This window comes from Frankia sp. CeRuru1 (assembly GCF_977966315.1).
This window is the reverse complement of record NZ_CDWWEW010000001.1, coordinates 29930-55469: the sequence shown is the minus strand read 5'-3', so window position 1 is coordinate 55469 and position 25540 is coordinate 29930. Positions and strand designations below refer to the sequence as shown.

Here is a 25540-nt window from a genome sequence, read left to right as displayed (position 1 = left end):
TCTCCAGACGAGTGGGGATGGGTCCAAGCGGCTCACGCGCCGCGCTGGTCGGCCCGGCAACGCGCGCACGCGGCGGCCATGTTCGGGCTCGTGTTCCCTCCCTCCGGTGACGGATCCGCCGCTGCTCCGTGAGGCGGACGGCCACGCTCCCGCTGGTCGGGGGACGCGCGGCCGTCCACCGGCGGGCCTATGCGGCTTCGGTAGCGGCACCCTTCCACTCAATGACGATCAAATCCGGGTCGAAGCGGCTGCCCTTGTACCGGGCCTTCTTCACCACGACCGCGTTGATGTAGTCCTCGACGATCGCACGCTGCCGCGACAACGGGTAGCTGTCCCACTCGGCGCGGATGTTCGCGGGACGCGCTTTGACCACCGCGACGGTCGAAACGTGCTTCTTCCGCTCGGCGAGCAACTCCCTTTCCTGGTCCTCGAAGTGCCGAAGTAGATCAAAGTACCGATCCGTGCTGATCTTCCGCTCCTTGTAACCGGCGTTGAGTGCGGCTATCCGCTCCTGCGTGTCGGCAAGCTCGTTTTCCTTCGGCCATGTCGTGTCAACACGGGCCGCGGCCTGGCTAAGCTCCATCTCCACCTTGGCGATAAGAGCAGCAACGACGTAGGCATCGACCTTGGCGCCATCGCGTACGATCTTGGCGCATCCAAGATTCTGCGGGTTGCACCGGTAGGCGTACCCGCGTTCTCCCGGGCGGGGCATGCCCGACATCTTCCGGGTGCACTCCCCGCAACGGGTGATTCCGCTGAGCAGATAGCGGCGGGCGTTGTGACCGGTCCCGGGCTGCTTCCGGCGACCGATCTTCGCCACGACCTTTTCCCACTCGTCCGGCGTGATGATCGGCTCCCACTGTCCGACCACAGGATTCCCGGCCGGGTCCCGGACGATTTCGACGTGTCGGCATGTCTCTCCGGTCTGCGGATTGACCGTCGACACCATCCGGCCACGCCATCCGCACAGACGCGGGTTCCGCAGATACGGCTTGATCGTGTTCACCCGCCACGGCTTCCCCCGGGTACCGGTGATCCCACGCGCGTTGAGATCGCGCACGACCGCATCCAACGGGATGCCCTCGGCCACGTCCCGGCAGACCTGCCGCACGATCGGCGACTCCACCGGATGCAACGTGGCATGATCCTCAGCCCACCCGAACGGACGCGGTCCCGAGCCCGTTGACCCCTCCGCCTGCAACTCCAGATGCTTACGGCGCACCCGCCGTGCGGTGTCCGCCGAAGACTTGTTCGCGCACGCAACCAAGATCCGGGCGGTGAACCGGCCATTGTCCGTCAGAAGATCAAAACCGCCGGTCAGACCCACCACCGGGCGGCGGTGATGCTCCACGATCTCAATCGCGTCTTCCAGGTCCCGGGGATCACGCGCCAACCGGTCCAAGTCATAGACGACCACGCCCTGAATCACACCGGAACGCAGATCGGCCAACATCTGTTCCCATAGCGGCCGGACTACCCGCCACACCACGGTGCCGTCCGGGAGACGTACCTTCCGCTTCTTGTACGCGGACGTGTCATTCTCGTTGTAGACCTTGCCCACCGTGCCACCGACCGAAGTCACCCACGCGCGCTCGTCCGCTTCCTGGCGGCCGGTACCCTTCTCATCCTTGGCCGCGTCGTCAGAGATCCGAAGGTACAGACCCCACACCCGACCATCAAACTCGACCAACGACCGGACATCGACCCCAGCATGCGGGTAAACAGCCGGAACCGGAAGCCTACGAACAGAACCGCCATCTACGACCATCGACATAATCAAAGTATATTTCGGAAAACATCCTCGTACCGATGTCGAGGAACTGGCGGATCCCGACCTCCCCGGCCAGGAACCGGGTCGCCCGCGTCATGAACGCCCGGTTCTCCCGGGCCGTGACGCGGGCATTGGGGAACGCGGCGATGACCTGCTCGGCGGCCTCCCGGTCGGCCGGAAAGTTGTCCTTCCCGCCCAGGTAGTAGTCATACATCCGGGCCGTATGAGGAAGATCCATCCGCAGGTTCACCGGCTCCCGGTCCCCCGTAGTCGCTACCCACGCCGGGTCCCGTGTTTCCGTCACCGCTCCTCCATCCCCTTGCCGCTCGGACGTCCGCTCGCCACTCGGATGATGCCACTCGGATGCCACTGACGAGCACCCTAACGGCACGGGCAGGCACCATCCACAGCAACCCTGGAGAAGGTCCTGCCCTGGAGAAGGCGGCCACTGGAAACGGGCCCGGCAGGGCCCGTCGCCTTTCCCACCCACACCCGGCTACGGAAATGGGAACGTCCCCACCGCTGCAACGCCGGCTCCACGCACCCGAACCGCCCAGTCCAGGCGCGATACCAAAACTTTAGGTTCATGTCCATTCACGGGTGAACCCGTGGTTTTCCCGTCCGGCGATCGCCGGGCGGCCAGCCAGGGGTGGCCAGCCAGGGGCGGCCAGCCGCCATCCCGCTCCTGCACGCAGGCGAGCCGCAGCAACACCGTCAGCAACGGGAGCACCGTCGGCGGACGTGGACGTTCATGCCCTTGAGGTGGTGCCCGCCGGTCTTTCGACGGTGGCGGGAGCTCGGATTCGACCACCGCCCATACTCCTCGCCACGCTCCGCATAAAAAAGAAGATCTAAACCAGGATCTCCTGGAAGAGTGGCTTCGCTCAGGACACTGACCACCCGATTTCCAGCTATTGACTACCCGGAGGGGTGGTGCACTACTCCCCGCCGACTGCAACGCTGTGACTCACTTCATACAACAAGGCAGCGGAAAGCCGATGGGAACCCTTGCCAACGTCGACAACGCTGACACGCTCACCGACCTGTATGCGACGGACGGTGAACCTGTCACGCAGGTCAAGACGGTGACAGCACTGCACGATCAGGCACGGTGTTTCGTCGACCGCCAACCGTCATGATCTTCGCTGGCTGTGCACGCAATACGGCGATCCGGGTTGACACCCCGCCAAGGAGAAATAATGACCCCCGCATACCCGATCACCCACGATAGGTGGTACACGCTGCCGAGGACGCCCGCCGTCGAGTTCTTCCAGGCGAGAACTCGGGAACTTGTCCCGCAGCGGCCAGCCAAATCCGGCAAGACCTTGGAAAAACTGGTCGTAAACCCGAAGTCCCCCCGAATCGCTATGTTTTTCCTCGACGCCGCTGCCCAGCTGGCCACTGCGGCCGCCTGCTTCCGGACCACCCGGCGGGTTCGCGGGACGGAGCGCCGCCGCCGGCGGCTCGCCCGTCTCACCGCTGGCGTGCTGGTCGCCAACCTCGCGACGGCGGCGGCGTTCCTCGCCGGCGGCTTCCTGACTGGCCGCATGTCCCCGAGCTATGCCGTCTTCCTCGTTCTCTACGGGGTGGCCCTGGCCGGGCTACTGTCCCTACCCACCGCACCGGTGGAAGGCCAGGGCGAGAACACCAGGACCGCGCGGCACGGCGGATACTACTGGCATGCGATCACCCTGCTGGACTGTGTGCTGATCGTCGGCTCGATCACCCTGCTGGAGTGGGGGACGACGCTCGCCGCGCTCGTCCCGGCCAGCCCGCCCGACCCCATCCAACTCCTGGCCGCCCTGCTCCACCCGGTCGCCAGCCTGACCCTCGCCACGGCGGTGCTGCTGATCGCCTGCTTCCGCCGGCCGCGTTCCCCGGCGGCGTCGGCGCTGCTCGGCACGGGCCTGCTGATCGACGGACTCACCAGCAACATCTCCGTCTACAGCACCGCGCCGGACAGCCACCACCTTCCCCCCTGGGCCATGATCGTATTCACTTTCGCCTTCATGGTGATCTTCATTGCCGCGCTGCTACCGGCGCACACGCACCCGAACGGCCCCATGCCCGACGGCCTCACGACCGACAGCCTCACCCCAGGCAACCCCCGGGCGGTGTGGACGCACGCCCTGCTGCCTTACGCCGTGCTCGGTGCGGCCGGCCTGCTGATCCTGGGCAAACTGTCGACCGGTGCGCAGCTCGACCGGTTCGAGGCATACGGCATGGTCGGACTGCTGCTGGTGGCGCTGGTCCGGCAAATGGTCACCCTGGCGGAGAACAACAGGCTGCTGGCCGAGGTACGACAGCGCGCACGGCAGCTGCACCATCAGGCGTTCCACGACCCGTTGACCGGCCTGGCGAACCGGGCGCTGTTCACTCGGCGGCTGCAACGAGCCCTCACCCACGACCCCGACAACCCCGACGCCTGCCACGCCGGCGACTCCGGGACGGTGTCCGTCCTGTTTTTGGATCTCGACGGGTTCAAGCGGGTGAACGACACGTTCGGCCATGCCGCCGGGGACGAGCTCCTCAAAATCAGCGCGGAGCGACTGCGGGCGGACACCCGCGCGGTGGACACCGTCGCCCGGCTCGGCGGGGACGAGTTCGCCATCATTCTCGGCAGCGGCGGCGCCGACGCCCGGAAGGTGGGTGAGCGGCTCGCGATGGCAGTCCAGGAGCCGTGCCTGCTGGCCGGGCAGATCTACACCCCGCGGGCCAGCTTCGGCCTGGTCACGCTCGACGGCTCCACCACCCGGCCGGCCAGTCCCGACAGCCTGCTGCACCAGGCCGACCTGGCCATGTACGCGGCCAAGCGGGAACGCGCGGGCAGGCTGGTCGTCTACCGACCGGAGCTGTCCACCCTCCCCGAGCACCGCCACCCGGACCCGCCCAGCCAGGACGACCCGGTGGGCGCCTACGGCCAAGTAGTAGGTCTCATGTGATCCATCTGCCTGCCCCGTTCCGCGCGCGTATCACCGGCCTGGGGGAGAGCGCCCCGTTCAGGTCGGTCGCCGTCTGATCGAGGTATGCCGTGGCGCCCGATGTCGGGGCCGGAGGTGGGCGGCGCTGCGGCGCCGTGGCCGGGTCGAGTTCGCCACGGACGGTCATAATGGCCACCCGCCCTACCCGGCAGGTATCCAACGCCAACCACATCACTTCCTCCGAAACGAATGATCGCCCTCGGGGGGTGGCGGACCTCTTCACCGGGCCGGATCCACCGAGTCGGAGAGGACCGCCGGAACGAGGCCCTCTTCGATCCCGGGGCGCAGGGGACTGGCGGCCGATGACTCGGAGCAACCCCGACGGGGCCGTGGCGGCACGTCGGCGGGGTCCAGTGAGCCGCCCGCTCGACCGTACGGGAGACGAGCCGGCCCAGGCGAGGATTCCGCCGAGCGCCTGCGCGTAGGGCATCATGGCAACGGTGAGGGTCCGGCCCCGAGAAAGAGGAAAGAGCAGCCCGGGCAGGCTGCGCCTGTTCCCGCTTCTCGTGCCCGTGCTCCTCGGCATTCTGCTCATGCACGGCGGCCTGTCCGCGCACGCCGGCCATACCGACCCCGGCACGCACGGGCTCCCCGCGGCCCGGAGCGGATCAACGACGATGCCCAACGCGACGATGCCCAACGGTGGGATGAATCCGCGCTCCGCGCCCGTCCACCTGGCCGGTCTCGATCCGCGGACCAGGGCCACGATGCCGGCCACAGACGCAGGCTACGACGGCCACGACGGGCATGCCGGGCAGCTGTGCCTGGCGTTTCTTCGCCTGGCCGGCGCCCTGTTCATCGCCCTGCTACTCACCCGCGCCGTCCGCTCGGCCTTCGCCGCTCGGAGCCGGCTGCGTGTGGCGTCACCTCGACCTGGACCATCGCCCCCCGGTGGACCGCCACCGTCCCACGCACCCTCACTCGCCTGCCTCTGCGTGCTCCGCCTGTAGACCGGTCGGCTTCCGCCTGCGCGTCCCCACGGACTCCCGCACGGCGAACCCGCACAAGGATCTACCGGAACCCAGCAGACGAGGAACCAACATGAGACGACTCATCCTGCTCATCCCGGCGCTTCTGGCCGCAGCCGTTCTCACCGCGTGCGGCAGCGGGGGAAGCAGCACCGGTGCCACCGGTGCCACCGGCAGCACCAGTGCCACCGGCAGCACTGACCACAACGCCGCCGACGTCACCTTCGCCCAGAACATGATCCCCCATCACCGGCAGGCCATCGAGATGGCCGACCTGGCCGGCACCCACGCCCAGAACCCGGAGGTGAAGACCCTCGCGCGGCAGATCCGCGCCGCGCAGACTCCGGAGATCACCACGATGGCCGGCTGGCTCACGGCCTGGAAGCAGCCCACCGCTCCCCCCGGCGACGACGGCGGATTGGACCCCAGCATGAACGGCCACGGCATGGGCGGCCCCAGCATGAACGGCCACGGATCAGAAACCATGATGCCGGGCGGCACCATGGAGGGAATGATGTCCAGCGCGGACATGACCGCACTGGAGAACGCGACCGGACCCGCCTTCGACAAGATGTTCCTCACCATGATGATCGCACATCACCAGGGAGCCGTCACCATGGCGAAGACGGAAATCCGCGACGGACGCTATACCCCGGCGCAGCAGCTCGCCGAGAACATTCAGAACACCCAGAACGCCGAAATCACGAGTATGCGGAATCTTCTCGCTAAAATCTGAAAGATCTAACCGAGCTGCCTGGTCCGCAGAGGTGGTGGCCGCGACACACCCTCGCGGCCACCATCTCGCGGCCAGCCGGTCGAGTGCTTCAGTCGAGTACTTCAGGGGAGGGAGGATTCGTGGATCGGCGCCGACCCTGACCATCCGGCCGGGTGCCGCGAGGCCCGGGAATCCTCTCCCCTCGGGGGGGGGAGAGGATGTCAACCGTGGAGCTCGATGCGCCGTCCGCGGCCACCCCCGCCCACCCGAGCCTGCTCGCCGTGTTACGGGAATGGGGCCGGATCGGCTGCCTCGGCTTCGGCGGCCCGCCGACACACATCGCGCTGCTGCGCCAGCTCTGCGTGGAGCGACGGCGGTGGCTGACCGCCACCGAATTCGAAGACGCCGTCGCGGTTTGTAACCTGCTGCCCGGACCGGCGTCCACCCAGCTGGCGATCTACTGCGCCTGGCGGCTCCGGGGCCGGCCCGGTGCGCTCGTCGGCGGGATCACGTTCATCGTGCCCGGTCTGATCCTGATTCTCGCGCTGGCGGCGGTCTTCCTCGCCGGCTCGCCCCCGTGGTGGGTGCGCGCCGCCGGCGCCGGGGCGGGTTCCGCGGTCGCGGCCGTCGCCGTCCAGGCCGGCGTCGCGTTGCTGCCGGCAAGCTGGCGGCGGGCCCGCACGGTCAGCCGCCTGCGCTGGCCGTGCTACCTGGCCGCCGGGGCGACGGCCGCCGCCATCGTCGGCCCGTGGCTGGTGCTCGTCCTGCTCGGCTGCGGCGCGCTCGAGCTGGCCGCCCACCGCCACCCTCGGCCCGGCCGCCGCCCTCGGCCCGGCCGCCAGCCGGGAGCTACCGCGCCACCCGTGCCCCTGCTCGCCGCCGCGGCAACCGGCACCGGCGGGCTGCTCGCGCTGACCTGGGTTGCCTTCAAGGTTGGCGCCCTGTCCTACGGCGGCGGCTTCGTCATCATCCCGCTGATGCAGACCGACGCGGTCGACCACTATCACTGGATGACCGCCGACCAGTTCCTCAACGCGGTCGCGCTCGGACAGATCACCCCCGGCCCCGTCGTGCAGACCGTCGCCGCCGTCGGGTACGCGGCAGCCGGGATTGGCGGCGGGCTACTGGCCGCGGCCGTCGCCTTCGGCCCGTCGTTCGCGTTCATCCTGCTCGGCGGTCCCCACTTCGCCCGGCTGCGAGCCGAACCGCGAATCCGCGCCTTCCTCGACGGCGCCGCCCCCACCGCGGTCGGCGCCATCCTCGGCTCCGCCATCCCGCTGGCCGGCGCGCTCGACCGACCCTGGCAGTACGCCACCCTCGGCGGCGCCATGATCCTCCTGCTCCCGCTGCGCCGCGGCGTCGTTCTCACCCTGCTCACCGCCGCCGCGGTCGGGGTGGTCGTCGCCGCCGCCGGCGGGCCTCTCCCTCAATGAGGGAGCAGTCGGTCGGCCTTCTCGGTCTCCTCGACCTTCCCGTTCTTCTCGTCGTCCGTTCGCATTCCCTTCATCGGGAGTCCGGTTCGCCCTGCAAACGTCCTTCACGGTCGCATGCAGCGGCGGCGGCGCGGTAGCGGGGTCACCGACCACCGGAAGCGAGGAGCTGACAATGGATGCCGATTCACCGTCTGGTGCGGCCACGGTCGGCACGTCGCCGGCCTTCGGCGCGTTCGATCCGGCCCGACGTCATGATCCCTACCCCAGCTACCACGCCCTGCGGGAGGCGGATCCGTTCTACCGTCTGCCGCTGGGCGCACAGCAGGTCACGCTGCTCACCCGCTACCAGGACTGCATGCACGTTCTACAGGACGCCGCCTGGGGCCGGGGCGAGGGGAGGACCAACGCCTGGCGTTCCGCCAACAGCTTCGACGGCGGGCTACGGTCGCTCCTCGGCGTGAACCCGCCCGATCACACCCGGCTGCGCAGGCTGGTCAGCAAGGCGTTCACTCCCCGGGTTATCTCCGGTCTGCGGCCACAGACCACCGTCCTGGTCGAGTCGCTGCTCGACGCCGCGCTCGCGGCCGGCGAGGTGGATCTGATCGACGCGTTCGCCCGTCCCCTTCCCCTGAGAATCATCTGCGATCTGCTGGGTGTGCCCGTGCGGGACGAGGAGACGTTCCGGGCCTGGGGAACCGCCCTCACCCGCGGCCTCGATCCGGACTATCTGCTCACACCCGACGAGCTGGCTCTGCGAGGGAAGGCCACCGTCGAGTTCGACGCGTACTTCACGGAGCTGATCGCGGCCAGACGGGCTCGGCCGACCGACGACCTGCTCGGTCTTCTCGTGGCGGTGCGGGAGCAGGGTGACAGCCTGACCGAGGCCGAACTGCTGGAGCTGTGTGCTCTGCTGCTGGTCGCCGGGTACGAGACCACGGTCAACCTGATCGGCAACGCGGTGCTCGCCCTGCTGCGTGACACCGACCAGCTCACCGCGCTGCGGGCCGACCCCGACCTGGCGCCCGCACTCGTCGACGAGACGCTGCGCCACGACCCGCCCGTCCAGTTCATCGGGCGTCTCGCGCTGCGCGACACCGAGATCGCCGGGCGCTCCTTCGCCGCGGGCGAGGTCGTCGTCACCATGCTGGCCGCCGCCGGGCGGGACCCGCAGACCTTCGCGGAGCCGGACCGGTTCGACATCCGCCGGTACGCCGGGCCGACGCCCGCCCCCCGTCATCTCGGCTTCGGGTTGGGGATCCACTACTGTCTCGGCGCACCGCTCGCCCGGCTGGAGGCGGAGATCGCCCTGCAGGCACTCGTGCGCCGGGCCGGTAGCCTCACGCCGGCCACCGACCCTCCCTCCTACCGCCCGCATCTGGTCGTGCGTGGCCTGGAGACACTCCCCATCCGGCTGTCGCCCTGACCATCCGGCTGTCGCCCTATGACGGTGCTGGGCGATGCCCCGCACTACCGTGACGCCCCGCACTACCGCGGCACTCGCATCTATCCGCGGGCTGGAGAGCCGGCGGATGCGACTCGACGACGGGCGATAACGAAACACAATCTCACGATCGATTACTCCGGCGCATGTTCCGGAACCGGCCACGGCGGCTGTTACGATCGGGAAAGTTCGGGCCGACGACCCCATCCGCAGTCCTCCAGAGGAGGCGGTCGAGAATGGCTGGCTTCCAGCCTGCAACGCACATTCCTGAAACCGGGCGCTCTGAAACCAGCTACGGGGCCGATGGATCCACTCCCCGCAGAAAGACGATCAGCAATTCCTACCTGCATCGCCTGCAGCGACGGCACTTCCTGCTGTTCGACGTCCTCCCGATTGCCGGCACCGCCGCCGCCATCGCGTTTCTCGCGGTACATCCGATCGGGGCCACCGAACTCGCCCTGCTCTTCTCGATGTGGCTCCTGACCGGTCTGGGCATCACTGTCGGCTATCACCGGCTCTTCACGCACCGCGCGTTCAAGGCGGCGCCGGCCGCGGCGACCGCGCTCGCGGTACTCGGCTCGATGGCCGGCCAGGGCGGCGTGGTGTCCTGGGTCGCTCTGCACCGGCGGCACCACGAATGCAGCGATCGCGACGGAGACCCGCACTCGCCGAATCTCGCCGGCAACGGTCTGAAGGGCCGGCTCCGCGGCCTGGCCCACTCGCACTTCCTGTGGATGCGCCGCCACGAATATCCCAACGTCGTCCACTACGCGCCGGATCTGATCAAGAACCGTGCGCTGGTCCGGGTGGCCCGCCTCTACTACTACTGGGTGACGCTCGGGCTCCTGCTCCCGGCGCTCGTCGGCGGCCTCGTCTACCAGAGTTGGACCGGGGCGGTGAGCGGCTTCCTCTGGGGCGGTCTCGTACGGATGTTCGTCCTCGAACACGTCATCTGGGGGATCAACTCCTTCCTGCACATGTTCGGCACCCGCCCCTACGAGTCCCGGGAGAACAGTAGGAACGGCGGGATCTTCGCCCTGCTGAGCCTGGGCGAATCGTGGCACAACAATCACCACGCGTTCCCCGATTCACCCTCCTTCGGGCTGCGGTGGTACCGCCTCGATCCGGGTTACTGGCTCATCAGACTACTCGCGGTCAGTGGCCTCGCCTGGGATGTCAAACTTCCGTCCAAAGAGCGGATGGCGGCGAAGAGAATCACCGCCAGAAGATCCGCTCCGAGTACCGCGGTATAAGGAGCGAGCATGGTGGAGCCAAGCAGGGAAGAGATTATCACCTGGTGCCGGGAGTATGTCGCAGGCCTCCTCGAGATACCCGCGGAGGAGGTTGATCCGGACACGGACTTCGATCGGCTGGGAATCGATTCCGCCCTCGCCGTCTCCCTGCTGATCGAGGTTGAGGAACGCTACGGCGTCGACCTGCCGCCCGAGGCGTTGTTCGAGAACCCGAACCTCAACGCGGTCGCCACGTACCTGCACACGCAACTCCCGCGGCACGTGGCATAGTCGTCATGGCCACCTCGGTCGGGCACGATCGGACGGTCGGAGCGGCGGCGGCCATCCGCCACCACTACGACGTCGGAAATGATTTCTACCGGCTCTGGCTGGACCGCTCGCTGACCTACTCCTGCGCGCTGCGGGAAGGCGCGGACGACACCCTGGAAACCGCCCAGGAGAGGAAGCTGCGGTTCCATCTGGACGCGATTCGCGCCGACCGCGCCGAAAGCGTTCTGGACATCGGCTGCGGGTGGGGCTCGATCCTGGGGCGGCTGGCGGAGACGCACCGGGTGCGACACTCCGTCGGTCTCACCCTCAGTGCGGAGCAGGCGGCCTTCGTCCGGTCCCGCGGCTATCCCGGCGTCGAGGTGCGCACGGAGGACTGGGCGCACTACGAACCCGGCACCCGGTTCGACGGGATCATCTCCATCGGCGCCTTCGAGCACTTCGCCGGACCCGACGACTCGCCCGCCGAGAAGATCCGCCTGTACCGGGAGTTCTTCACCCGCTGCCACGGCTGGCTGAACCGGGACGGCGTGTTGTCGCTGCAGACGATTGCCTACGCGAACATGTCCCGCGAGAACGCGAGCGCCTTCATTCAGCAGGAGATATTTCCGGCGGCGGATCTGCCGACGCTTACGGAGATCACCGCCGCGGCGGAGGGCGTCTTCGAGATCCAGTCGGTGCACAACGGTCGGCTTGACTACGCCTGGACGTGCGAGGAGTGGGCCCGCCGACTGCGCCGGCACCGCGAGGAGGCCGTGGGTGTCGTCGGACCGGAGGTGGTCGCCCGGTACGAGCGCTACCTGAAGCTGTCCGCCCTGGGGTTCCGGATGGGAAAGATCTGCCTGCTCAGGCTCGTCCTTCAGCCCTTCGGGAGCGGATACTTCGAGGGCCGCGGGATGCGGGCGGGATGAGCACGCCGATCCGCTTCAACCCCTTCAGCGCCGAGTTCCGGCGCAGTCCGTACCCGCTCTATGCGCGGCTTCGCGGCACGCAGCCCGTCCACCGGACACTGGGCATGTGGGTGCTCACGCGGCACGCCGACGTGCGCGGTGTCCTGCACGACCGGACGTTCAGCGCCGGGCTCATCCCCCAGCTGGTCAGCCGGCAGGCGTCGCGGCTGTCCCGGGACGGCGTGGCGCGGATCGGGCGGCTGGCGACCAAGTCGCTCGTCTTCACCGACAACCCCGACCACGCCCGGCTGCGTGGCCTGGTGAACCGGGTGTTCACGGCGCAGGCGGTCGCCGAGCTGCGCCCCCGCGTCCACGAGGTCGCGGAACGGCTGGTGCGGCGAGCCTGGGACGACGGCGGTATGGACGTCGTCGCCGATCTTGCGGGGCCCCTGCCGCTCACGGTCATGTGCGACTGGATGGCCCTCCCGGGCAGCCTGCGCGAGCGCGTCGGGCCCTGGACGCATGACATCCGGTTCCTGCTCGAGCCGGGGCTGATGAAGGCCGAGGACTTCACCCGGGTATCCGATGTCGTCGAGACGTTCGCGCAGGCCCTGGACGACGTGGTCATCGAACGTCGGTCCCGGCCGGGTGACGATCTGATCAGCCGGCTGCTCGCCGCGCGGACGGCCGGGGGCGACCGGCTCAGCGATGAGGAACTCGTCTTTGTCTGCATCATGTGCTTCGTGGCCGGCAACGAGACCACGAAATCCCTCATCGGCAACGGTCTCCTCGCGTTGCTCCAGCACCCGGATCAGGACGCGCGCCTGCGCCGTCGGCCGGAGCTGCTGAGCGGCGCCGTCGACGAGGCTCTGCGCTACGACAGTCCCCTGCAGCTGACCAAGCGCGTCGCGACGCGCGAGGTCGAGATCGACGGGAGCGGGATCCGGGCGGGCGATCAGGTTCTGCTGTGCCTCGGCGCCGCGAACCGCGACCCCGCGGTGTTCAGCCGGCCGGACGAGTTCGACATCACCCGCGACGCACGAGGGCATCTCGCCTTCGGCCACGGGATGCACGGGTGCCTGGGCGGGATTCTGGCGCAGTTGCAGGCCCAGGTCGCCCTCGAGCGGTTGTACCGGCGAGCCGAACGCCTGGAACTCCTGGTCACGCAACCCGACTGGCAGGATCACAGCTTCATCGTCCGCGGGCTGAAGCAGCTTCCGGTCTCGGTGCGGGGCGTCGGGTGACGGGTACCGGAGTGACGGGTACCGGGGTACCAGGCACCGGCGGGGTATCAGGCACCGGCGGGGTATCAGGCACCGGGGTGACGGGCCGGACGTGGCTGCGGCACGAATCGACGGAGGCCGCCGTGCGGCTCATCTGCCTCCCGCACGCCGGTGCCGGAGCCAGTTCCTTCGCCAGATGGCTGGGGCTGTTCCCGCCGACCGTCGCGGCGGTGCGGGTCCAACTGCCCGGTCGTGAGGACGTGGTGGCCGAACCCGCGCTGCGCCGGGTGCACGATGCCGTCGACGCGTTGCTACCACAGGTGACCCGGCTGATCAACCCGCCCGTGGCGCTGTATGGCCATAGCATGGGAGCACTGGTCGCCTTCGAGCTGGCCCGCGCGCTGAGTGCGGCGGGCGCCCCACCGGTGCATCTGTTCGTCTCCGGCCGCCGGGCGCCGCACCGGCCCGCCAGCAGGGCACCGATCCATCACCTGCCGGACGACGCGCTCGTTGCCGCGCTGAAGACGATGGGTGACACGGGGAGCTCACATCGGAGTGCGGCCTTCCTGCGCTACACGCTACGGCTCACCAGAGTCGATCTGACGCTCAGCGAGGAGTACGCGTACCGCTCCGGGCCCAGGCTGCACTGCCCGATCACGGCCTTCTACGGAACCGCGGACCCGGTTGTCGACCTGGCCGAGATCGAAGCCTGGCAAGACGAGACGGACGCGGCCTTCGCGGTCCACACCTTCCCGGGCGATCACTTCTTCCATCAACGCCACCGGGTGGCCATCGCGGCGCGCATCGCCGCGGCGTTGGAATGAGCTCCGTCGAGCCGCTCCGGGGCGGGAGGGAAAGTCGAGGGAAGGAAAAAGAGTGCCGCACGCGACACTGCTGCCGGAAGTCCTGCAGAACCGCGCCGCCCGCCAGCCGACCAGGCGGGCCTACGTGTTCGTGGATGAACACGAGGCGGAGAAGGCGGTACTGACGTACGGCGACCTGCACGCGCGGGCGCTCGCCGTGGCCGGGGAGCTGATCCGGCACTGCCGGCCCGGCGACCGGGCGCTGCTGCTCTTCCCGCCGGGTCTGGATTTCATCGTCGCCTACTTCGGCTGCCTCTACGCGCAGGTGATCGCGGTCCCCGTCAACCCCCCGCGCAGGAACCTGATTCAGGACGCGACCCGGAGCATCATCAAGGACTGCGAGCCTTCGGCGGTGCTCACCGTCGGCGCGATGGTCGAGCACATCAGGCCCGTCGTGGAATCGATCCGCGGCCCCCTCCCCTGGCTGCCGGTCGACCAGGTGGCGGACGAAACGAACGAGACGGACCAGGCGGGCACGAGCTTCCACCCCCGGCCCTGCCCGCCGGATTCCGTCGCCTTCCTTCAGTACACCTCCGGTTCCACGTCCGACCCGAAGGGGGTCATGGTCTCCCACCGGAACCTCGCCGCGAACCAGGAGATGATCCGGCTCGCGTTCGACCACGATCAGGACTCGACGTTCGTCGGCTGGGCACCGTTCTTCCACGACCAGGGGCTGATCGGCAACATCCTGCAGCCGCTCTACCTCGGGGCGACCAGCATCCTCATGGCGCCGATGACGTTCATCCGGTGGCCCCTGCGCTGGCTGTCGGCCATCTCCCGGTACCGGGCCCACACCAGCGGCGGGCCCAACTTCGCCTTCGATGTCTGCGTCGCGCGGGCCGCCCGGGGGGATGTGCCGGACCTCGACCTCAGCTGTTGGCAGGTCGCGTTCAACGGGGCCGAGCCCATCCGTCACGAGACCCTGCGCCGGTTCTCGGCGATCTTCGCGCCCCACGGGTTCGACGAGAAGGCGTTCTACCCGTGCTACGGCCTGGCCGAGGCGACCCTGCTCGTAACCGGTAGTCGGAAGGGCCGCGGTCCCCGCATCCTCGAGGCGGACGTCGAGGCGCTCGGTCACCGGCGCTATGTGCCGGCGTCGGGCGGACGCGGCCGGGCCCTCGTCGGATCCGGGCTCGTCCTCCCGGAGGAGGAGCTCCGGATCGTGGACCCCGAAACGGGACGCCCGTGCCCCGCGGGCGAGATAGGCGAGATCTGGGTCTCCGGCGACCAGGTAGCGCGGGGATACTGGCGCCGCCCGGAGGCAACTGCCGAGGTGTTCCACGCCGAGTTCGACGGCGAGACCGGCCGGGCCTACCTGCGCACCGGCGATCTCGGCCTGCTGGTCGACGGCGAGGTGTACGTCGTGGGCAGGCTGAAGGACCTGGTGATCATTCGGGGCCGGAACTACTATCCCCAGGACATCGAGCTCACCGTCCAGTCGGCCCACCCCGCGTTGCGCCCCGGCGGGTGCGCCGCGTTCTCGGTTCCCGGTGCCGACGGCGAGAAGCTGGTTGTCGTGCAGGAGATCAGAGACGAGCAGCGCCTCACCGCCGACGCGAGGGACGTCGCCGCGTCGATCCGGGCGGCGGTGACGCGGGAACACGACCTCTCGGTGAACGACCTCGTGCTGGCCCTGCCGGGCCGGCTACAGAAGACCAGCAGCGGCAAGATCATGCGAGCCGCGGCCAGGAACCGCTACCTGGCGGCCGGATTCGAGATCTGGGAACCGGGGATGTCCTCCGTCGCCTGACGGATCCGCCGGTACCCTGGCGGAATGCCTCCGGGAAAACCGGACCGCGGCCCGGCGGCCATGCACGCCGCCGGGCCGCCAGGCCGCGGGCGCGGACCTACCGCCGCAGCGCGGCGGCGGGAACGGACTCGGGTCGGTAGGTAGCGATGATCTTGCAGAAGTCGAACGGGTTCTGCTCGACATAGGTGCACTTCGCCAGGTCGTTCCCGTTGAAGTCGGCGCATTCGGGCAGGCGGCCCTGGTTGTAGTCCCGGGTGGCGTCCCAACCGGAGACAGCGCCGATGTTGTGGGTACGGGCGAACTCCACGAGCCGGCGCATGTGGTCCAGCGTGAAGATCCGGCCGTTGATGTGGCGGCCGAACATCGGGCAGGCGCCGATCCGCCGCCAGACCTTCTGCTCGTCCCAGTCGCGCCAAGCCCCGGCGATGTGCGTGAACATGCCGTTAAGCGCAATCACGCAGCACTCGTAGGCGTCCGAGGGGGCCGTCTGGCCGAACTCCATCAGCATGCCGTTGATCAGCGACGGCTGGATGCCCGCGTCGGCGAGCAGATGCAGCAGACGCACCCCGTCGGGGTTGAAACCCACCAGGCTTCCGGGAGCGCCGTCGACTGGAAGCGTGTAGGAGATCTTCAGGCCGGGGTAGGCCGGGAGCACCTGGGAGATGGCGGCGACATGCCGCTCCAACCCCGCCCGGTTCTGGATGAACGCGCCCTCGAAGTCGAAATCGACGTGACTGACCCCGTAGTTCGCGAGGATCGCCCGATACGTCGCCATAATCTTGGAGACGTCGGTCTCCACATCCTCCAGGGGGACGTTGGACGCACCGCCGAAGGAGAGGATGACCTTCCCGCCCTGCGCGGTGAATGCGGCGAAATCCTCCTTGCCGAAATCGCCTGTCGCGGCCTCTCCGTAACTCGGATAGCCGCCCCAGTAAACCTTCTTGTCGCCGCCCGGCTGCGCCACCAGGAAGCCGACGAAGAAACTGTCGATTCCGGACAGGGAGCCGTATTCGGCGAGCTTCGGGTTCGGCCATGCGGTGTAGTCGACGAAGGGCGCTCGCGGCGCATCCCAGGTACCGGGGTCCGGGAGAGGGGCCGTGGTCGACGCGGCCACCTCCTCGGACAGCTCCGACCGGTTGCCGCTGACGTCGAACGCGCGGACCCGCAGGATGTACTCCGTCAACGAGTTCAACCCCGACACCGTGGCCTCGGCGGCGGTGGTCGGCAGGACACGGGGTTCCCCACCCGGAGTCCGGTAGAACACCTCGTAGCCCGCCACCGCGATGTTGTCCGTGGACGGATCCCAGGTCAGGTGCAGGCTGTGCGGCGCCCAGCCGGTGATGCGCAGCTTCTCCGGCACCGTGGGCGGATCGGTGTCCTCGGGTGGGTTGGCGTTCTCCCCGTTGACCGTGAAGCCGTTCGGCAGCAGGGCGGGATCCGAGCCGGCGCCCGTACCACCGTTCTGCATCGCGAGGGTGAACTCCTGCGATCCCCTCGCCTGGATGATCTTCCGTTCGGGCACCAGGCGGCCGGTGACGACGTCAGTCGGCCGATCAACCGGGTTGAACACCAGTCCGTAAACATTCCGGATGAGCCGGGGCGCGGCGAACGTACAGGATATCTCCGGATCCACCACGTCCTCGGCGGAGTAGTTGGAGATGGTTACCTTGAAGTTGGCCCAATGTTCGGTTCCGTTGGGAAGCCACTCCGCTGACGCGAACACAAGACCTTGCGAATCCGACACAGTCTGTCTCCTCCGAGGGTTTTGTCGGGTTCAGCCGGCATATCAGCGTGGCACCGCGAAGGAGACGTTGCTCCGGACGCGGGACTGATATGACGCGACCCCAAGATATACGCCGCCGTCTCGGTGGACGTGCGGACGCGCCCGTTGGCTCATGGACCATCTTCGGCCGAGCGGGCCTACGGAAATTCTCGGTCGAGAAAGCCCCAAAACCGGAAGCACGGTACCCCTGGAACATTCGAACGCGGCACCCTGGAACACGGCGGTCCGGAACACGGCACCCCGGAGCGGCACAGAACCACGCACCAGGGTCCTGAGGCACCGCGATCCGTCAGCCCATCAACCTATTATGATCGGCGGAGACCGGATCTCGCCCGCCATCCGGACGTGAGCCCGATAACCCCGGTTGCGACGCATCGGAGGTGCCATGTCCACTCCCCCAGGCTCCACACCCCCGGGATCCATGCCGCCCACGGATGGCTTCCACCAGCGGCTGCACCGCGTGACGCCCGCCGGGCTGTCCCGCGACACCGCGCAGACCGCCGGCATGCGCCGGGTCGAGGCGCTATCCGGCAGCACGGTCGGCTCCGTCGACCTGTGGATGGGCCAGACCCACGTCGCCGCGGCGACGAGCTCGGCGAACCATCACCACGGCCGGTCCGAGACGGGCATCTATGTGGTGCGGGGCCATCCGAGCTTCATTTTCCTCGAGGACGGCGAGGAGACCCGGCTCGACACCAGCCCCGGCGACTACATCTACGTGCCGCCGTGGGTGCCTCATCGCGAGGAGAACCCCGATCCCGACGAGGAGGCCGTCGTCGTGATCGCCCGGACCACCCAGGAGGCGATCGTCGTCAACCTCCCCAACCTGCGCTGGGTCGGGCCGGTGGCCACCGGGTCCACCGGGTCCACCGGGTCCACCCGGCGCGACTGGCACACCTACTGACCGGCTACGGCAGGACGGGGCGAGACCGGCAAGGTGGGGACACGGCAGACCAGGCCACCACGACCAACCCCACCACTCATGATCATCCGGTCACAAGACACGCTCCTCCGTCCAGCAGGCGCAGCGCCTTCGACGGACACAGCTCGACCGCTCGGCGCACGGCGTCCAGCCGACCGGCGGCGGCCTCTTCGATCAGGGTGACGACGAGGCCGTCGTCACCCTGATCGAAGACCTCCGGCGCGGTCATCACGCACATCCCGGCGCCGACGCAGACGGCGCGATCAGCGACGATCCTCATGCGCCACCCTCCTGTTCCGCCCTGTCCCACCAGGTGACCGGGTCCCACCAGGTGACCGGGTCCCACCAGGTGACCGAATCTCACCAGGTGACCGGGAGCGCGTGCAGCCCGTGTACGGCGTGATGGGCACGGAACGCTACCTGTTCGTAGGGCACGGCCAGCGCGAGATCGGGGAAGCGGCGCAGCAGCGCGGGGAACGCGATGCGCATCTCCATCCGGGCCAGCGGCGCTCCCAGGCAGTGGTGCACGCCGTAGCCGAAAGCGACGTGGCCGGGAGCGCCACGGGTGATGTCGAGCCGGTCCGGATCCCCGACGAGAGCCGGGTCTCGGTTGGCCGCAGGCAGCGCCAGGAGCAGTTGTTCGCCCGCCGGGATGCGGTGACCGGCGATCTCCACCTCGGTCGTCGTCGTGCGGGGCACGCCGGAGGGCACGATGGACAGCCACCGCAGCAGTTCCTCGACGGCGGGCTCGACCTGGGCCGGATCGTCGCGGACCCCAGCGAGCTGGTTGGGATGGCGCAGCAGCGCCAGGGTGCCGAGAGCAAGCATGTTCGACGTCGTCTCGTGCCCGGCGGCCAGCAGCAGCGAGGCGATGCCGACCAGCTCGGCGGTGCTCAGCTCGTCGCCGTGCTCGTGCACCAGCCTGCCCAGCAGGTCCTCGCCCGGGGCCGCCTGCGCCCGCGTGACCAGCCCGGCCATGTACGCACGGGCCTCACGCTGCAGGGCCAGCCGCTGCTCGATCGGCAACGAGGCGTCGATCTGCCGGCGGGTGCGGTGCTGGAACTCCGCGCGGTCGGAATACGGCACCCCCAGCAGCTCGCAGATCACCAGCGACGGCACCGGAAGCGCGAAGGTCGCGACCAGATCGGCCGGTCGGCCGGCTCGTTCCAGCTCGTCGAGCGCCGCGTCGACGATGTCCCGGATCCGCGGTTCCAACCTGCGCATCCGGCGCACGGTGAACTCCGGGGTGAGCATCCGGCGCAGCCGGGTGTGATCTGGCGGATCGAACGCGAGCATCTGCCCCGCCCGCAGTTCGGCGATTTCCTCATCACTCAGGACGGGACCGCCAGGACCTACGACCCACTGATTGACGTTGCTGAACCTGCCCGGATCCGCGAGTATCTCACGGACGTCCTCGTACCGGCTGACCAGATACGCGGGTACCCCGAACACGGTGACAACGCGGCAGACGCCGTCGGTGTCCCGGGTCCGGACGAGTTCCTCGACCGGATCGAACTGCGCTCGCCGTATATGCAGCGGAACTATCGGTGCCGCGGCCATCGCCTGTCCACCCTTCGTCGTTCACGCGGGACCTCGGACACCGACGACGCTACCATCCACGCGAAAAATAACTGTCGCTCGAACGGGCCGCATCCGGATATCCACCGCCAGAGATAATCCCGAGGAAGAAAACATCCATCAACGAGTGGACCGGCGTTATTCGACGCCGGTCGGTATTGTTTAGTATTGTTTAACAAAATTCATCATAGTTCAATATTATCCGCCGCCTTCAGCTACCCATTTATCACCATCGAGAAGAATGCCACGGTAAATCATCCGCAGAGAGTTCGGCCTTCCCCACGCCAGGCTCACGCCCGAGCGCGGATGATGGTCCGACTACCCGCCGAGCGGGCCTGGGCCGGTCAGATCGACCGAGGCAAGATCCGTGTTGCGGAGGGTAACCGAGACTCCTACAGTTCGGTTGTACCACCGGATGCTGCGGATGCCACGGATGCCGCGCCCTCCGGTGAGTTCCGACCCCGCCCCGCGCCGGCCGATTCCTCGCCACCGGCCGGTGCCCCGCAGCATGCGTCATGACGGGTACCGAGCGACACACATGGGAGCCAGAAGATGAGGGACCGCAGGGAGACAGACGTCGTCAAGCTGGCACAAGAACACGCGGAGCTGCTGCCCGAGCGCATGACCCTGGCTGCGGTCGAGATAAACCGCACCGAGTTCGACCCCACCTTCTACCCGGTCGGCTCGCCGGGCAGCAACAACGCCCAGATCGATAATCATCCGGAGCCGCAGACTGCCTACAGCGACGGAGCGTTCATCAAGACCATCGCCAACAGCTGGAACCGCATCGAGCAGTGGTGAGCTCCGGGCCGATTCTGCTCCTCGCGCCGGTCTCCCTGGCCGGGTAACCGACCACGTTCCCCCGGGGTTGCCAAGGGCACCGTGAATCCGCGGCTACCGGCCGGCCGAATATCCTTCGGTCGGCCGGAAAGCATGCCCTCACCTCAGTCAGATCGATCCGAAAAAGCCAGCCGAAGTTTCGACTGACGCTGGGCACGACCGCACCGTGACACACCCTGTGCAGGTGCTGGCCACCAGGTTAAGCGGTGGCTAGCGTTCCCACCGCCCGAATATCCGAGGCAACTCAGATCGGTGGGAAACAAGGATGAACGATATCACGGGCAACTGCGCCGACGAGCTGAATGGAGAACTGTTCTTGGAATGGGCGGAACTACTGCCCGAGCGAACGACTCTCGCCGCGGTCGAGGTCGGTCGGAAGGAGTTTGACCCAACCTTCTTCCCGGTCGGCTCCCCCTGGTCGAAAATGGCACAGATCGACGCTCATGCGGAGCCGCAGGTCGCCGGTGGATTCCTGCCCATTCTCATCACACTGGTACCGAGCATCAACATCATCATCCAGAGATAACACCGACCGCTTTACCGCTTTACGGCTTTACGGCTACGACCGACAGATACACCGCCGGATTCCTCCGGGGGTGGTCACCCGGCCGGCCGCCGGTCGACGGACCGGCGGCCGGCCGGCTTCCCGCCAGTTCATGACAATGAGGATGGGACGCAGATGACCGAGTCCACCCGGTCGTCCACCCGGCCGACAACGATGCCGCCGGCACCTTCCGAACCGGACCAGGCGCCCGGGCTCACCGGCGTCACCGGCGTCGCCAGCCTCGCCGATCCGACGGGCGTTCCTGGGCCGGCCGAGGTACCCGCCAGACCGAGCCGGGCCGACGGCCTGGCGCTACTCGGCGAGTTCACCGGGTCGGGCCTGGCCCGGCCCGTCTTCCTGGCCCGCCGCGCCGACGGTCAGGTCGTCGCGCTCACCGAACTGCTCGCGCACATCCTCGAGGCGGCAGACGGCGCCCGCGACGTCGCCGCGATTGCCGACCGGGTCACGGGGGTCTGCGCCCGCCGGGTGAGTGGCGCCGACGTCGCGTACCTCGTGGTGGATCGGCTCATGCCACTCGGCCTGATCGCCAGCGAGAACGGTGTCACTCCGGCGCCCCGGGCGAAGGCGCTGTTCACACTCGCCGCCCGGCACACCCTGCTACCCGCGCCGGCCGTGCACCGAGTCAGCCGAGTGTTCGCAATGTTGTTCCGACCAGCGGCCGTGGCCCTGCTGCTGGCCCTGCTGGTGGCCACCGACGTGTGGATATTCGGCCGGCACAGCGTCCGGGACAGCGCGGCGGAGGTGCTCGCGACCCCGGCGCTGATCCTGGTGGTGGTCGGCCTGGCCCTCGTCGGCGCGCTGTTCCACGAATGCGGGCACGCCGCGGCCTGCCACTACGGCGGTGCCCGCCCGGGAGTCATCGGTTTCGGCATGTACCTGGTGTGGCCGGCTTTCTTCACCGACGTCACCGACTCCTACCGGCTGAGCCGGCTCGGCCGGCTGCGCACCGATCTCGGCGGCATCTACTTCAACGGACTGTTCGTTCTGCTGCTCGCCGGGGCTCTCGCGCTCACCCACGCCGGTGTGCTGGTGACCGCCGTCGTCCTCGTCCACCTGGATGCCATGCGCCAGCTTGCGCCCTTCGTCCGGCTGGACGGCTACTACATCGTCAGCGACCTGGCCGGGGTACCGGACCTGTTCAACCGGATGGGGCCGGCGCTGCGCGCGACGCTGCCACGGCGGCGCAACCGCCTCCCGCGCGGGCGGCATGCCCGATCGGCGGGACGGGCCCGGCCGGACGGGCTGACCCCGCCGGACAACGGGAGCCGACCGGACAACCGGAGCCAACCGGACGGGCTGACCCGGTCGGCCCGGATCGTGGTGACCGCCTGGGCGCTGCTCGCGGCACCGCTGATCCTGGTGAACCTGGTCGTGCTCATGGTCTCGGTTCCGTTCGTGCTTACCCGGACGACCCGGGCCATGTGGGACTATCTCGGGCTGGCGGGCCGGGCGACCCGTGACGGGAAGCTGGTCACCGCATTCGCGGAGGTCGTCTCCGCGCTGCTGGTCTCGCTTCCGGCCGTCGGGATGCTGTTCGTGCTGTTCCTGCTCGCCCGGGGCGTGCTGCGGGCGGTCCGGGCGCACCGGGAAGGCGGCCGACGCGGGTAACGGCCTCCCGCCGGCCGACTCGCCGCACCTCACGCCCATTCGACTACTTTCCGAAACTTACTCTTACTCTGAGAAATCAAAGGGGGATCGAACGCACAGGGAGAACCAGTGACGGGTCAGCAGCAGGGAAGACGGCACGGCAACAAGCAGGGAACGGCGGTCGCCGCGGTCACGACTGCGCTGCTGCTGCCGGCCACCGCCCGCGGTGCGGCGCCCCTGGGACAACCGGCCGGCACGCCTACCGAGGCATCCGCCCAGCACACGCAGGCTCCCCACGGCATCCCCTGGGCCTGGGGCTTCAACGGCTTCGGCCAGCTCGGCAACGGCACCACCACCGGCGCCTCGACGCCGGTCCAGGTCAGCGGCCTGAACCACGTCACCGCCATCGCTGCCGGCGACTACACCGGCTACGCCCTGGCCGGTCGTGACCATGACGGGGTCGTGACCATGACGGGGTCGGCCGGGGATCGCCCCCCACCCAATCAGACGGCGGTGGGCCGGTAGAGGCGGGCGTAGGCACCGCCGTCGGCGAGCAGCTCGCTGTGCGTGCCGTCCTCGACGACCCGGCCGTGGTCCATCACGTAGATGCGGTCGGCGTCAATCACCGTGGACAGCCGGTGCGCGATCACCAGGCACGTCCGCCCCACCGCGAGGCGGTCGAGGGCGGTGCGCACGGCGGCCTCGGAGAGGGTGTCCAGCGCCGAGGTCGCCTCGTCCAGCACCAGCACCCGTGGTGACTGCAGCAGGACCCGGGCGATGGCCAACCGCTGCCGCTCACCACCGGACAACCGGTAGCCCCGTGCGCCGACCCGGGTCGCCAGGCCCTCGGGCAGCCGGTCGAGCAGGGCGGAGAGGCTGGCGGCCGCCAAGGCGGCACGCAGCTCGTCGTCAGTCGCGTCCAACCGGCCGTAACGGAGGTTCGCCGCGATCGTGTCATGGAACAAGTGCGGGTCCTGAGGGACGACGCCGATCATCGTGTGCAGACGATCCGGCGGGATGTCGTCGAGGGGAACCCCGCCGAGACGGATGCCGCCGCGCCGCGGCCGGTGCACGCCGCTGGCCAGATAGGCGATGGTCGTCTTGCCGGCCCCGCTGGCCCCGACGACCGCCGCCGTCGTCCCCGCGGCGACTTTCAGGGTCACCCCGCGCAGGTTCCACGTCGGGTCGCCGTCCGGCCAGTCGCCGTCCGGCCGGTCCTCGGCCGTGGCGAGATCGTAGGAGAACCATACGTCGTCGAACGTCAGGTCGAGTCCCCGGCCGGCATCGAGTCCCCGGCGAGCGGCGGCCGGCGCCGGTTCCGTCCCGGACTGCGGTGCGCGGGGGACGGTCAGCGCGGGGGCCCGGGCCCCTTCGGACCTCAGGCGTACCTCGTCCTGCGGGACGTCAAGCAGGGCGAAGATCCGCCGGAAGGACGCGCCCGCGCCCGCGAGCTCCGCACGCAGGTTGACAGCGGACGACAGCGGTCCGAAGGCCACCAGCAACGCGCCGCCCAAGGCGGCGACCGTCCCGAGCGTGGTACGACCGCTGGAGACCAGCCAGGCCCCCAGCGCCAGCACCGCCGTCATCGTCGCGATGACCCCGAGGTTGACCAGGAACCGGACCCACGACATCAGCCGGGCCTGATCCTCGGCGGCGGCGAACAGCTCGGCGCCCGCCGCGTCGAACCGGGTCTGCTCGTAGTCGACCCGGTCGAACAGCCGCACGTGCAGCGCCCCGGAGACCGACGAGGTGTCGGCGACCTGAGCCATGAGCAGACCGTCGAGCTCCCGCTGGCGGGTGGACAGCGCGGCGAGCCGCCGCCGGCCCAAGCGGACGATCAGCAGCGTGGCCGGCGCGAAGACCATCACCGCCAGGCTCAGACGCCAGTCCAGCACGAAGACGACGATCGAGCCGACGACGATGTCCGCGATCCTGCAGATCACCGCCTGCACAGTGGCGGAGATCGCGTTCTGGGCGTTCAGGACGTCGGTGGACATCACCGTCATCATCTCCCCCTGCTGGCTGCGGGGAAAGAAGGCGAAGGGCAGGCGCTGCAGGTGAGCGTTCACCGTCTGACGGATCCGCACGGAGACAACGCCGCCGAGCCGAGCGATGAGCGCCATGCGCGCCGAGAGCACGCTCGACTCGAACACCAGCACCGCGCACAGCAGCAGGACGGGGACGACGAGGTCGCGCACCTGGCCGGTGGGCAACGACGTGTCGATGAGATGGCGCAGGACGAACGGCCCGGCGGCGACGGCGGCCGAACCGAGAACGGACAGCCCGACGAGAACCGCGACGACCCGGCCCTGGTCGGCGAAAAATCGGACGCTGCACCGCGCCTCGGGCGCGCCGGTCAACCGCGCGAGCGCACGCGCATGCAGGCGGATCGCCCACGACGGGACGGTCGTCTCCGGCAGGAAGGCCGTCTCCGACGGGACGAGCAGCGGCTCACGGATCACGCCGCCGAGGCTATGCCGACGCGCGCCGGGGCGGCGGACCTCCCGCCTGCTGCTGTCCCCCGCGGAGCACGACCCTGACGCCCCACCGCCCTGACGCGAGTCGGGGCGGTGGGGCGTCAGGGACAGACCGACGGCGGTGGCAGAAACCGAAGGGCCGGCCGGGAGAAACCGGGGGGAAGGGATCCGGGGATCACCCGGGATCGTCAACGATTCCCGGACACGGGTCGTTGGACGCGCTCCTCCTCCAG

General features: G+C 68.9%; 22 protein-coding genes and 1 pseudogene. 17 read left to right on the top strand and 6 right to left on the bottom strand.

The annotated features are described in order from the left end of the window. Nucleotides 1–187 precede the first annotated feature (187 nt). Nucleotides 188–1690: a recombinase family protein gene (locus tag AC08OP_RS00240; RefSeq protein ID WP_476612351.1), complete on the bottom strand. Its 1503-nt coding sequence runs from the start codon at nucleotides 1688–1690 to the stop codon at nucleotides 188–190. Between the two features lie 112 nt (nucleotides 1691–1802). Next, nucleotides 1803–2075, bottom strand: a pseudogene (locus tag AC08OP_RS00235) (SAM-dependent methyltransferase); the annotation flags it as partial. A 694-nt stretch (nucleotides 2076–2769) separates the two neighbouring features. On the opposite strand from AC08OP_RS00235, the gene AC08OP_RS00230 reads away from it, so the two are divergent. The 12 genes from AC08OP_RS00230 (at nucleotide 2770) to AC08OP_RS00175 (ending at nucleotide 15555) form a co-directional block, all read left to right on the top strand. Next, the gene (locus tag AC08OP_RS00230; RefSeq protein WP_476612350.1) at nucleotides 2770–2910 is read left to right on the top strand and encodes a hypothetical protein; all 141 of its coding nucleotides are present in this window, start codon (nucleotides 2770–2772) and stop codon (nucleotides 2908–2910) included. 60 nt (nucleotides 2911–2970) lie between these two features. Continuing rightward, entirely contained in the window at nucleotides 2971–4713 is a 1743-nt protein-coding gene (locus tag AC08OP_RS00225; protein WP_476612349.1) for a diguanylate cyclase domain-containing protein, read from the top strand. 479 nt (nucleotides 4714–5192) lie between these two features. Continuing rightward, nucleotides 5193–5702, top strand: coding sequence for a hypothetical protein (locus AC08OP_RS00220; RefSeq protein ID WP_476612348.1), 510 nt, complete (start codon nucleotides 5193–5195; stop codon nucleotides 5700–5702). A gap of 91 nt (nucleotides 5703–5793) precedes the next feature. Then, nucleotides 5794–6456: a DUF305 domain-containing protein gene (locus tag AC08OP_RS00215; protein ID WP_476612347.1), complete on the top strand. Its 663-nt coding sequence runs from the start codon at nucleotides 5794–5796 to the stop codon at nucleotides 6454–6456. Between the two features lie 197 nt (nucleotides 6457–6653). Beyond that, nucleotides 6654–7868, top strand: coding sequence for a chromate efflux transporter (chrA, locus tag AC08OP_RS00210; RefSeq protein ID WP_476612346.1), 1215 nt, complete (start codon nucleotides 6654–6656; stop codon nucleotides 7866–7868). A gap of 172 nt (nucleotides 7869–8040) precedes the next feature. Further along, entirely contained in the window at nucleotides 8041–9291 is a 1251-nt protein-coding gene (locus AC08OP_RS00205) for a cytochrome P450 (protein ID WP_476612345.1), read from the top strand. 254 nt (nucleotides 9292–9545) lie between these two features. Continuing rightward, nucleotides 9546–10562, top strand: a complete 1017-nt coding sequence (locus tag AC08OP_RS00200; RefSeq protein WP_476612344.1) for an acyl-CoA desaturase — start codon at nucleotides 9546–9548, stop codon at nucleotides 10560–10562. A gap of 9 nt (nucleotides 10563–10571) precedes the next feature. Further along, on the top strand, nucleotides 10572–10832 hold the full coding sequence (locus AC08OP_RS00195) for an acyl carrier protein (protein WP_476612343.1): 261 nt from the start codon (nucleotides 10572–10574) through the stop codon (nucleotides 10830–10832). A 5-nt stretch (nucleotides 10833–10837) separates the two neighbouring features. Beyond that, nucleotides 10838–11740 (top strand): class I SAM-dependent methyltransferase, encoded by a 903-nt coding sequence (locus AC08OP_RS00190; RefSeq protein ID WP_476612342.1) that lies wholly within the window; start codon nucleotides 10838–10840, stop codon nucleotides 11738–11740. Continuing rightward, nucleotides 11737–12963: a cytochrome P450 gene (locus AC08OP_RS00185; RefSeq protein WP_476612341.1), complete on the top strand. Its 1227-nt coding sequence runs from the start codon at nucleotides 11737–11739 to the stop codon at nucleotides 12961–12963. The genes AC08OP_RS00190 and AC08OP_RS00185 overlap by 4 nt, the downstream gene beginning before the upstream one ends. A 122-nt stretch (nucleotides 12964–13085) precedes the next feature. Then, nucleotides 13086–13766: a thioesterase II family protein gene (locus AC08OP_RS00180; RefSeq protein ID WP_476612340.1), complete on the top strand. Its 681-nt coding sequence runs from the start codon at nucleotides 13086–13088 to the stop codon at nucleotides 13764–13766. Nucleotides 13767–13818: 52 nt separating this feature from the next. After that, the gene (locus AC08OP_RS00175; RefSeq protein WP_476612339.1) at nucleotides 13819–15555 is read left to right on the top strand and encodes a fatty acyl-AMP ligase; all 1737 of its coding nucleotides are present in this window, start codon (nucleotides 13819–13821) and stop codon (nucleotides 15553–15555) included. Between the two features lie 97 nt (nucleotides 15556–15652). Here the strand turns inward: AC08OP_RS00175 and AC08OP_RS00170 are convergent, their stop codons facing one another. After that, a complete protein-coding gene (locus AC08OP_RS00170; RefSeq protein ID WP_476612338.1) occupies nucleotides 15653–17299 on the bottom strand; it encodes a fibronectin type III domain-containing protein in 1647 nt (548 codons plus the stop codon). Between the two features lie 424 nt (nucleotides 17300–17723). Here AC08OP_RS00170 and AC08OP_RS00165 point away from each other — a divergent pair, with 424 nt between their 5' ends. Further along, nucleotides 17724–18242: a cupin domain-containing protein gene (locus AC08OP_RS00165; protein ID WP_476612337.1), complete on the top strand. Its 519-nt coding sequence runs from the start codon at nucleotides 17724–17726 to the stop codon at nucleotides 18240–18242. 82 nt (nucleotides 18243–18324) lie between these two features. Here the strand turns inward: AC08OP_RS00165 and AC08OP_RS00160 are convergent, their stop codons facing one another. Both AC08OP_RS00160 and AC08OP_RS00155 read right to left on the bottom strand, forming a co-directional pair. Further along, a complete protein-coding gene (locus AC08OP_RS00160) occupies nucleotides 18325–18540 on the bottom strand; it encodes a ferredoxin (protein WP_476612336.1) in 216 nt (71 codons plus the stop codon). Nucleotides 18541–18620: 80 nt separating this feature from the next. Continuing rightward, nucleotides 18621–19820: a cytochrome P450 gene (locus AC08OP_RS00155; protein WP_476612335.1), complete on the bottom strand. Its 1200-nt coding sequence runs from the start codon at nucleotides 19818–19820 to the stop codon at nucleotides 18621–18623. Nucleotides 19821–20390: 570 nt separating this feature from the next. Between AC08OP_RS00155 and AC08OP_RS00150 the strand changes: the two genes are divergently transcribed. The 4 genes from AC08OP_RS00150 to AC08OP_RS00135 all read left to right on the top strand — a co-directional run bounded on the left by AC08OP_RS00150 (nucleotide 20391) and on the right by AC08OP_RS00135 (nucleotide 23355). Beyond that, nucleotides 20391–20639, top strand: coding sequence for a hypothetical protein (locus tag AC08OP_RS00150; RefSeq protein WP_476612334.1), 249 nt, complete (start codon nucleotides 20391–20393; stop codon nucleotides 20637–20639). A gap of 304 nt (nucleotides 20640–20943) precedes the next feature. Then, nucleotides 20944–21204 (top strand): hypothetical protein, encoded by a 261-nt coding sequence (locus AC08OP_RS00145; RefSeq protein WP_462186929.1) that lies wholly within the window; start codon nucleotides 20944–20946, stop codon nucleotides 21202–21204. Nucleotides 21205–21357: 153 nt separating this feature from the next. Further along, a complete protein-coding gene (locus AC08OP_RS00140; protein ID WP_476612333.1) occupies nucleotides 21358–22851 on the top strand; it encodes a hypothetical protein in 1494 nt (497 codons plus the stop codon). A gap of 108 nt (nucleotides 22852–22959) precedes the next feature. Beyond that, nucleotides 22960–23355, top strand: a complete 396-nt coding sequence (locus AC08OP_RS00135) for a hypothetical protein (RefSeq protein ID WP_476612332.1) — start codon at nucleotides 22960–22962, stop codon at nucleotides 23353–23355. On the opposite strand, the gene AC08OP_RS00130 is transcribed toward AC08OP_RS00135, so the two are convergent. Then, on the bottom strand, nucleotides 23334–25292 hold the full coding sequence (locus tag AC08OP_RS00130; protein WP_476612331.1) for an ABC transporter ATP-binding protein: 1959 nt from the start codon (nucleotides 25290–25292) through the stop codon (nucleotides 23334–23336). The two genes, AC08OP_RS00135 and AC08OP_RS00130, sit on opposite strands and share 22 nt — an antisense overlap. Nucleotides 25293–25540 lie beyond the last annotated feature (248 nt).

What these genes read in the sequence shown, in the direction of transcription:
- AC08OP_RS00195 (WP_476612343.1), top strand. Translation starts at nt 10,572, where the DNA reads ATGGTGGAGCCAAGCAGGGAAGAGATTATCACCTGGTGCCGGGAGTAT.
- AC08OP_RS00145 (WP_462186929.1), top strand. Translation starts at nt 20,944, where the DNA reads ATGAACGATATCACGGGCAACTGCGCCGACGAGCTGAATGGAGAACTG.
- AC08OP_RS00140 (WP_476612333.1), top strand. Translation starts at nt 21,358, where the DNA reads ATGACCGAGTCCACCCGGTCGTCCACCCGGCCGACAACGATGCCGCCG.
- AC08OP_RS00150 (WP_476612334.1), top strand. Translation starts at nt 20,391, where the DNA reads ATGAGGGACCGCAGGGAGACAGACGTCGTCAAGCTGGCACAAGAACAC.
- AC08OP_RS00165 (WP_476612337.1), top strand. Translation starts at nt 17,724, where the DNA reads ATGTCCACTCCCCCAGGCTCCACACCCCCGGGATCCATGCCGCCCACG.
- AC08OP_RS00215 (WP_476612347.1), top strand. Translation starts at nt 5,794, where the DNA reads ATGAGACGACTCATCCTGCTCATCCCGGCGCTTCTGGCCGCAGCCGTT.
- AC08OP_RS00205 (WP_476612345.1), top strand. Translation starts at nt 8,041, where the DNA reads ATGGATGCCGATTCACCGTCTGGTGCGGCCACGGTCGGCACGTCGCCG.
- AC08OP_RS00155 (WP_476612335.1), bottom strand. Translation starts at nt 19,820, where the DNA reads ATGGCCGCGGCACCGATAGTTCCGCTGCATATACGGCGAGCGCAGTTC.
- AC08OP_RS00225 (WP_476612349.1), top strand. Translation starts at nt 2,971, where the DNA reads ATGACCCCCGCATACCCGATCACCCACGATAGGTGGTACACGCTGCCG.
- AC08OP_RS00160 (WP_476612336.1), bottom strand. Translation starts at nt 18,540, where the DNA reads ATGAGGATCGTCGCTGATCGCGCCGTCTGCGTCGGCGCCGGGATGTGC.
- AC08OP_RS00230 (WP_476612350.1), top strand. Translation starts at nt 2,770, where the DNA reads ATGGGAACCCTTGCCAACGTCGACAACGCTGACACGCTCACCGACCTG.
- AC08OP_RS00185 (WP_476612341.1), top strand. Translation starts at nt 11,737, where the DNA reads ATGAGCACGCCGATCCGCTTCAACCCCTTCAGCGCCGAGTTCCGGCGC.
- chrA (WP_476612346.1), top strand. Translation starts at nt 6,654, where the DNA reads ATGTCAACCGTGGAGCTCGATGCGCCGTCCGCGGCCACCCCCGCCCAC.
- AC08OP_RS00190 (WP_476612342.1), top strand. Translation starts at nt 10,838, where the DNA reads ATGGCCACCTCGGTCGGGCACGATCGGACGGTCGGAGCGGCGGCGGCC.
- AC08OP_RS00200 (WP_476612344.1), top strand. Translation starts at nt 9,546, where the DNA reads ATGGCTGGCTTCCAGCCTGCAACGCACATTCCTGAAACCGGGCGCTCT.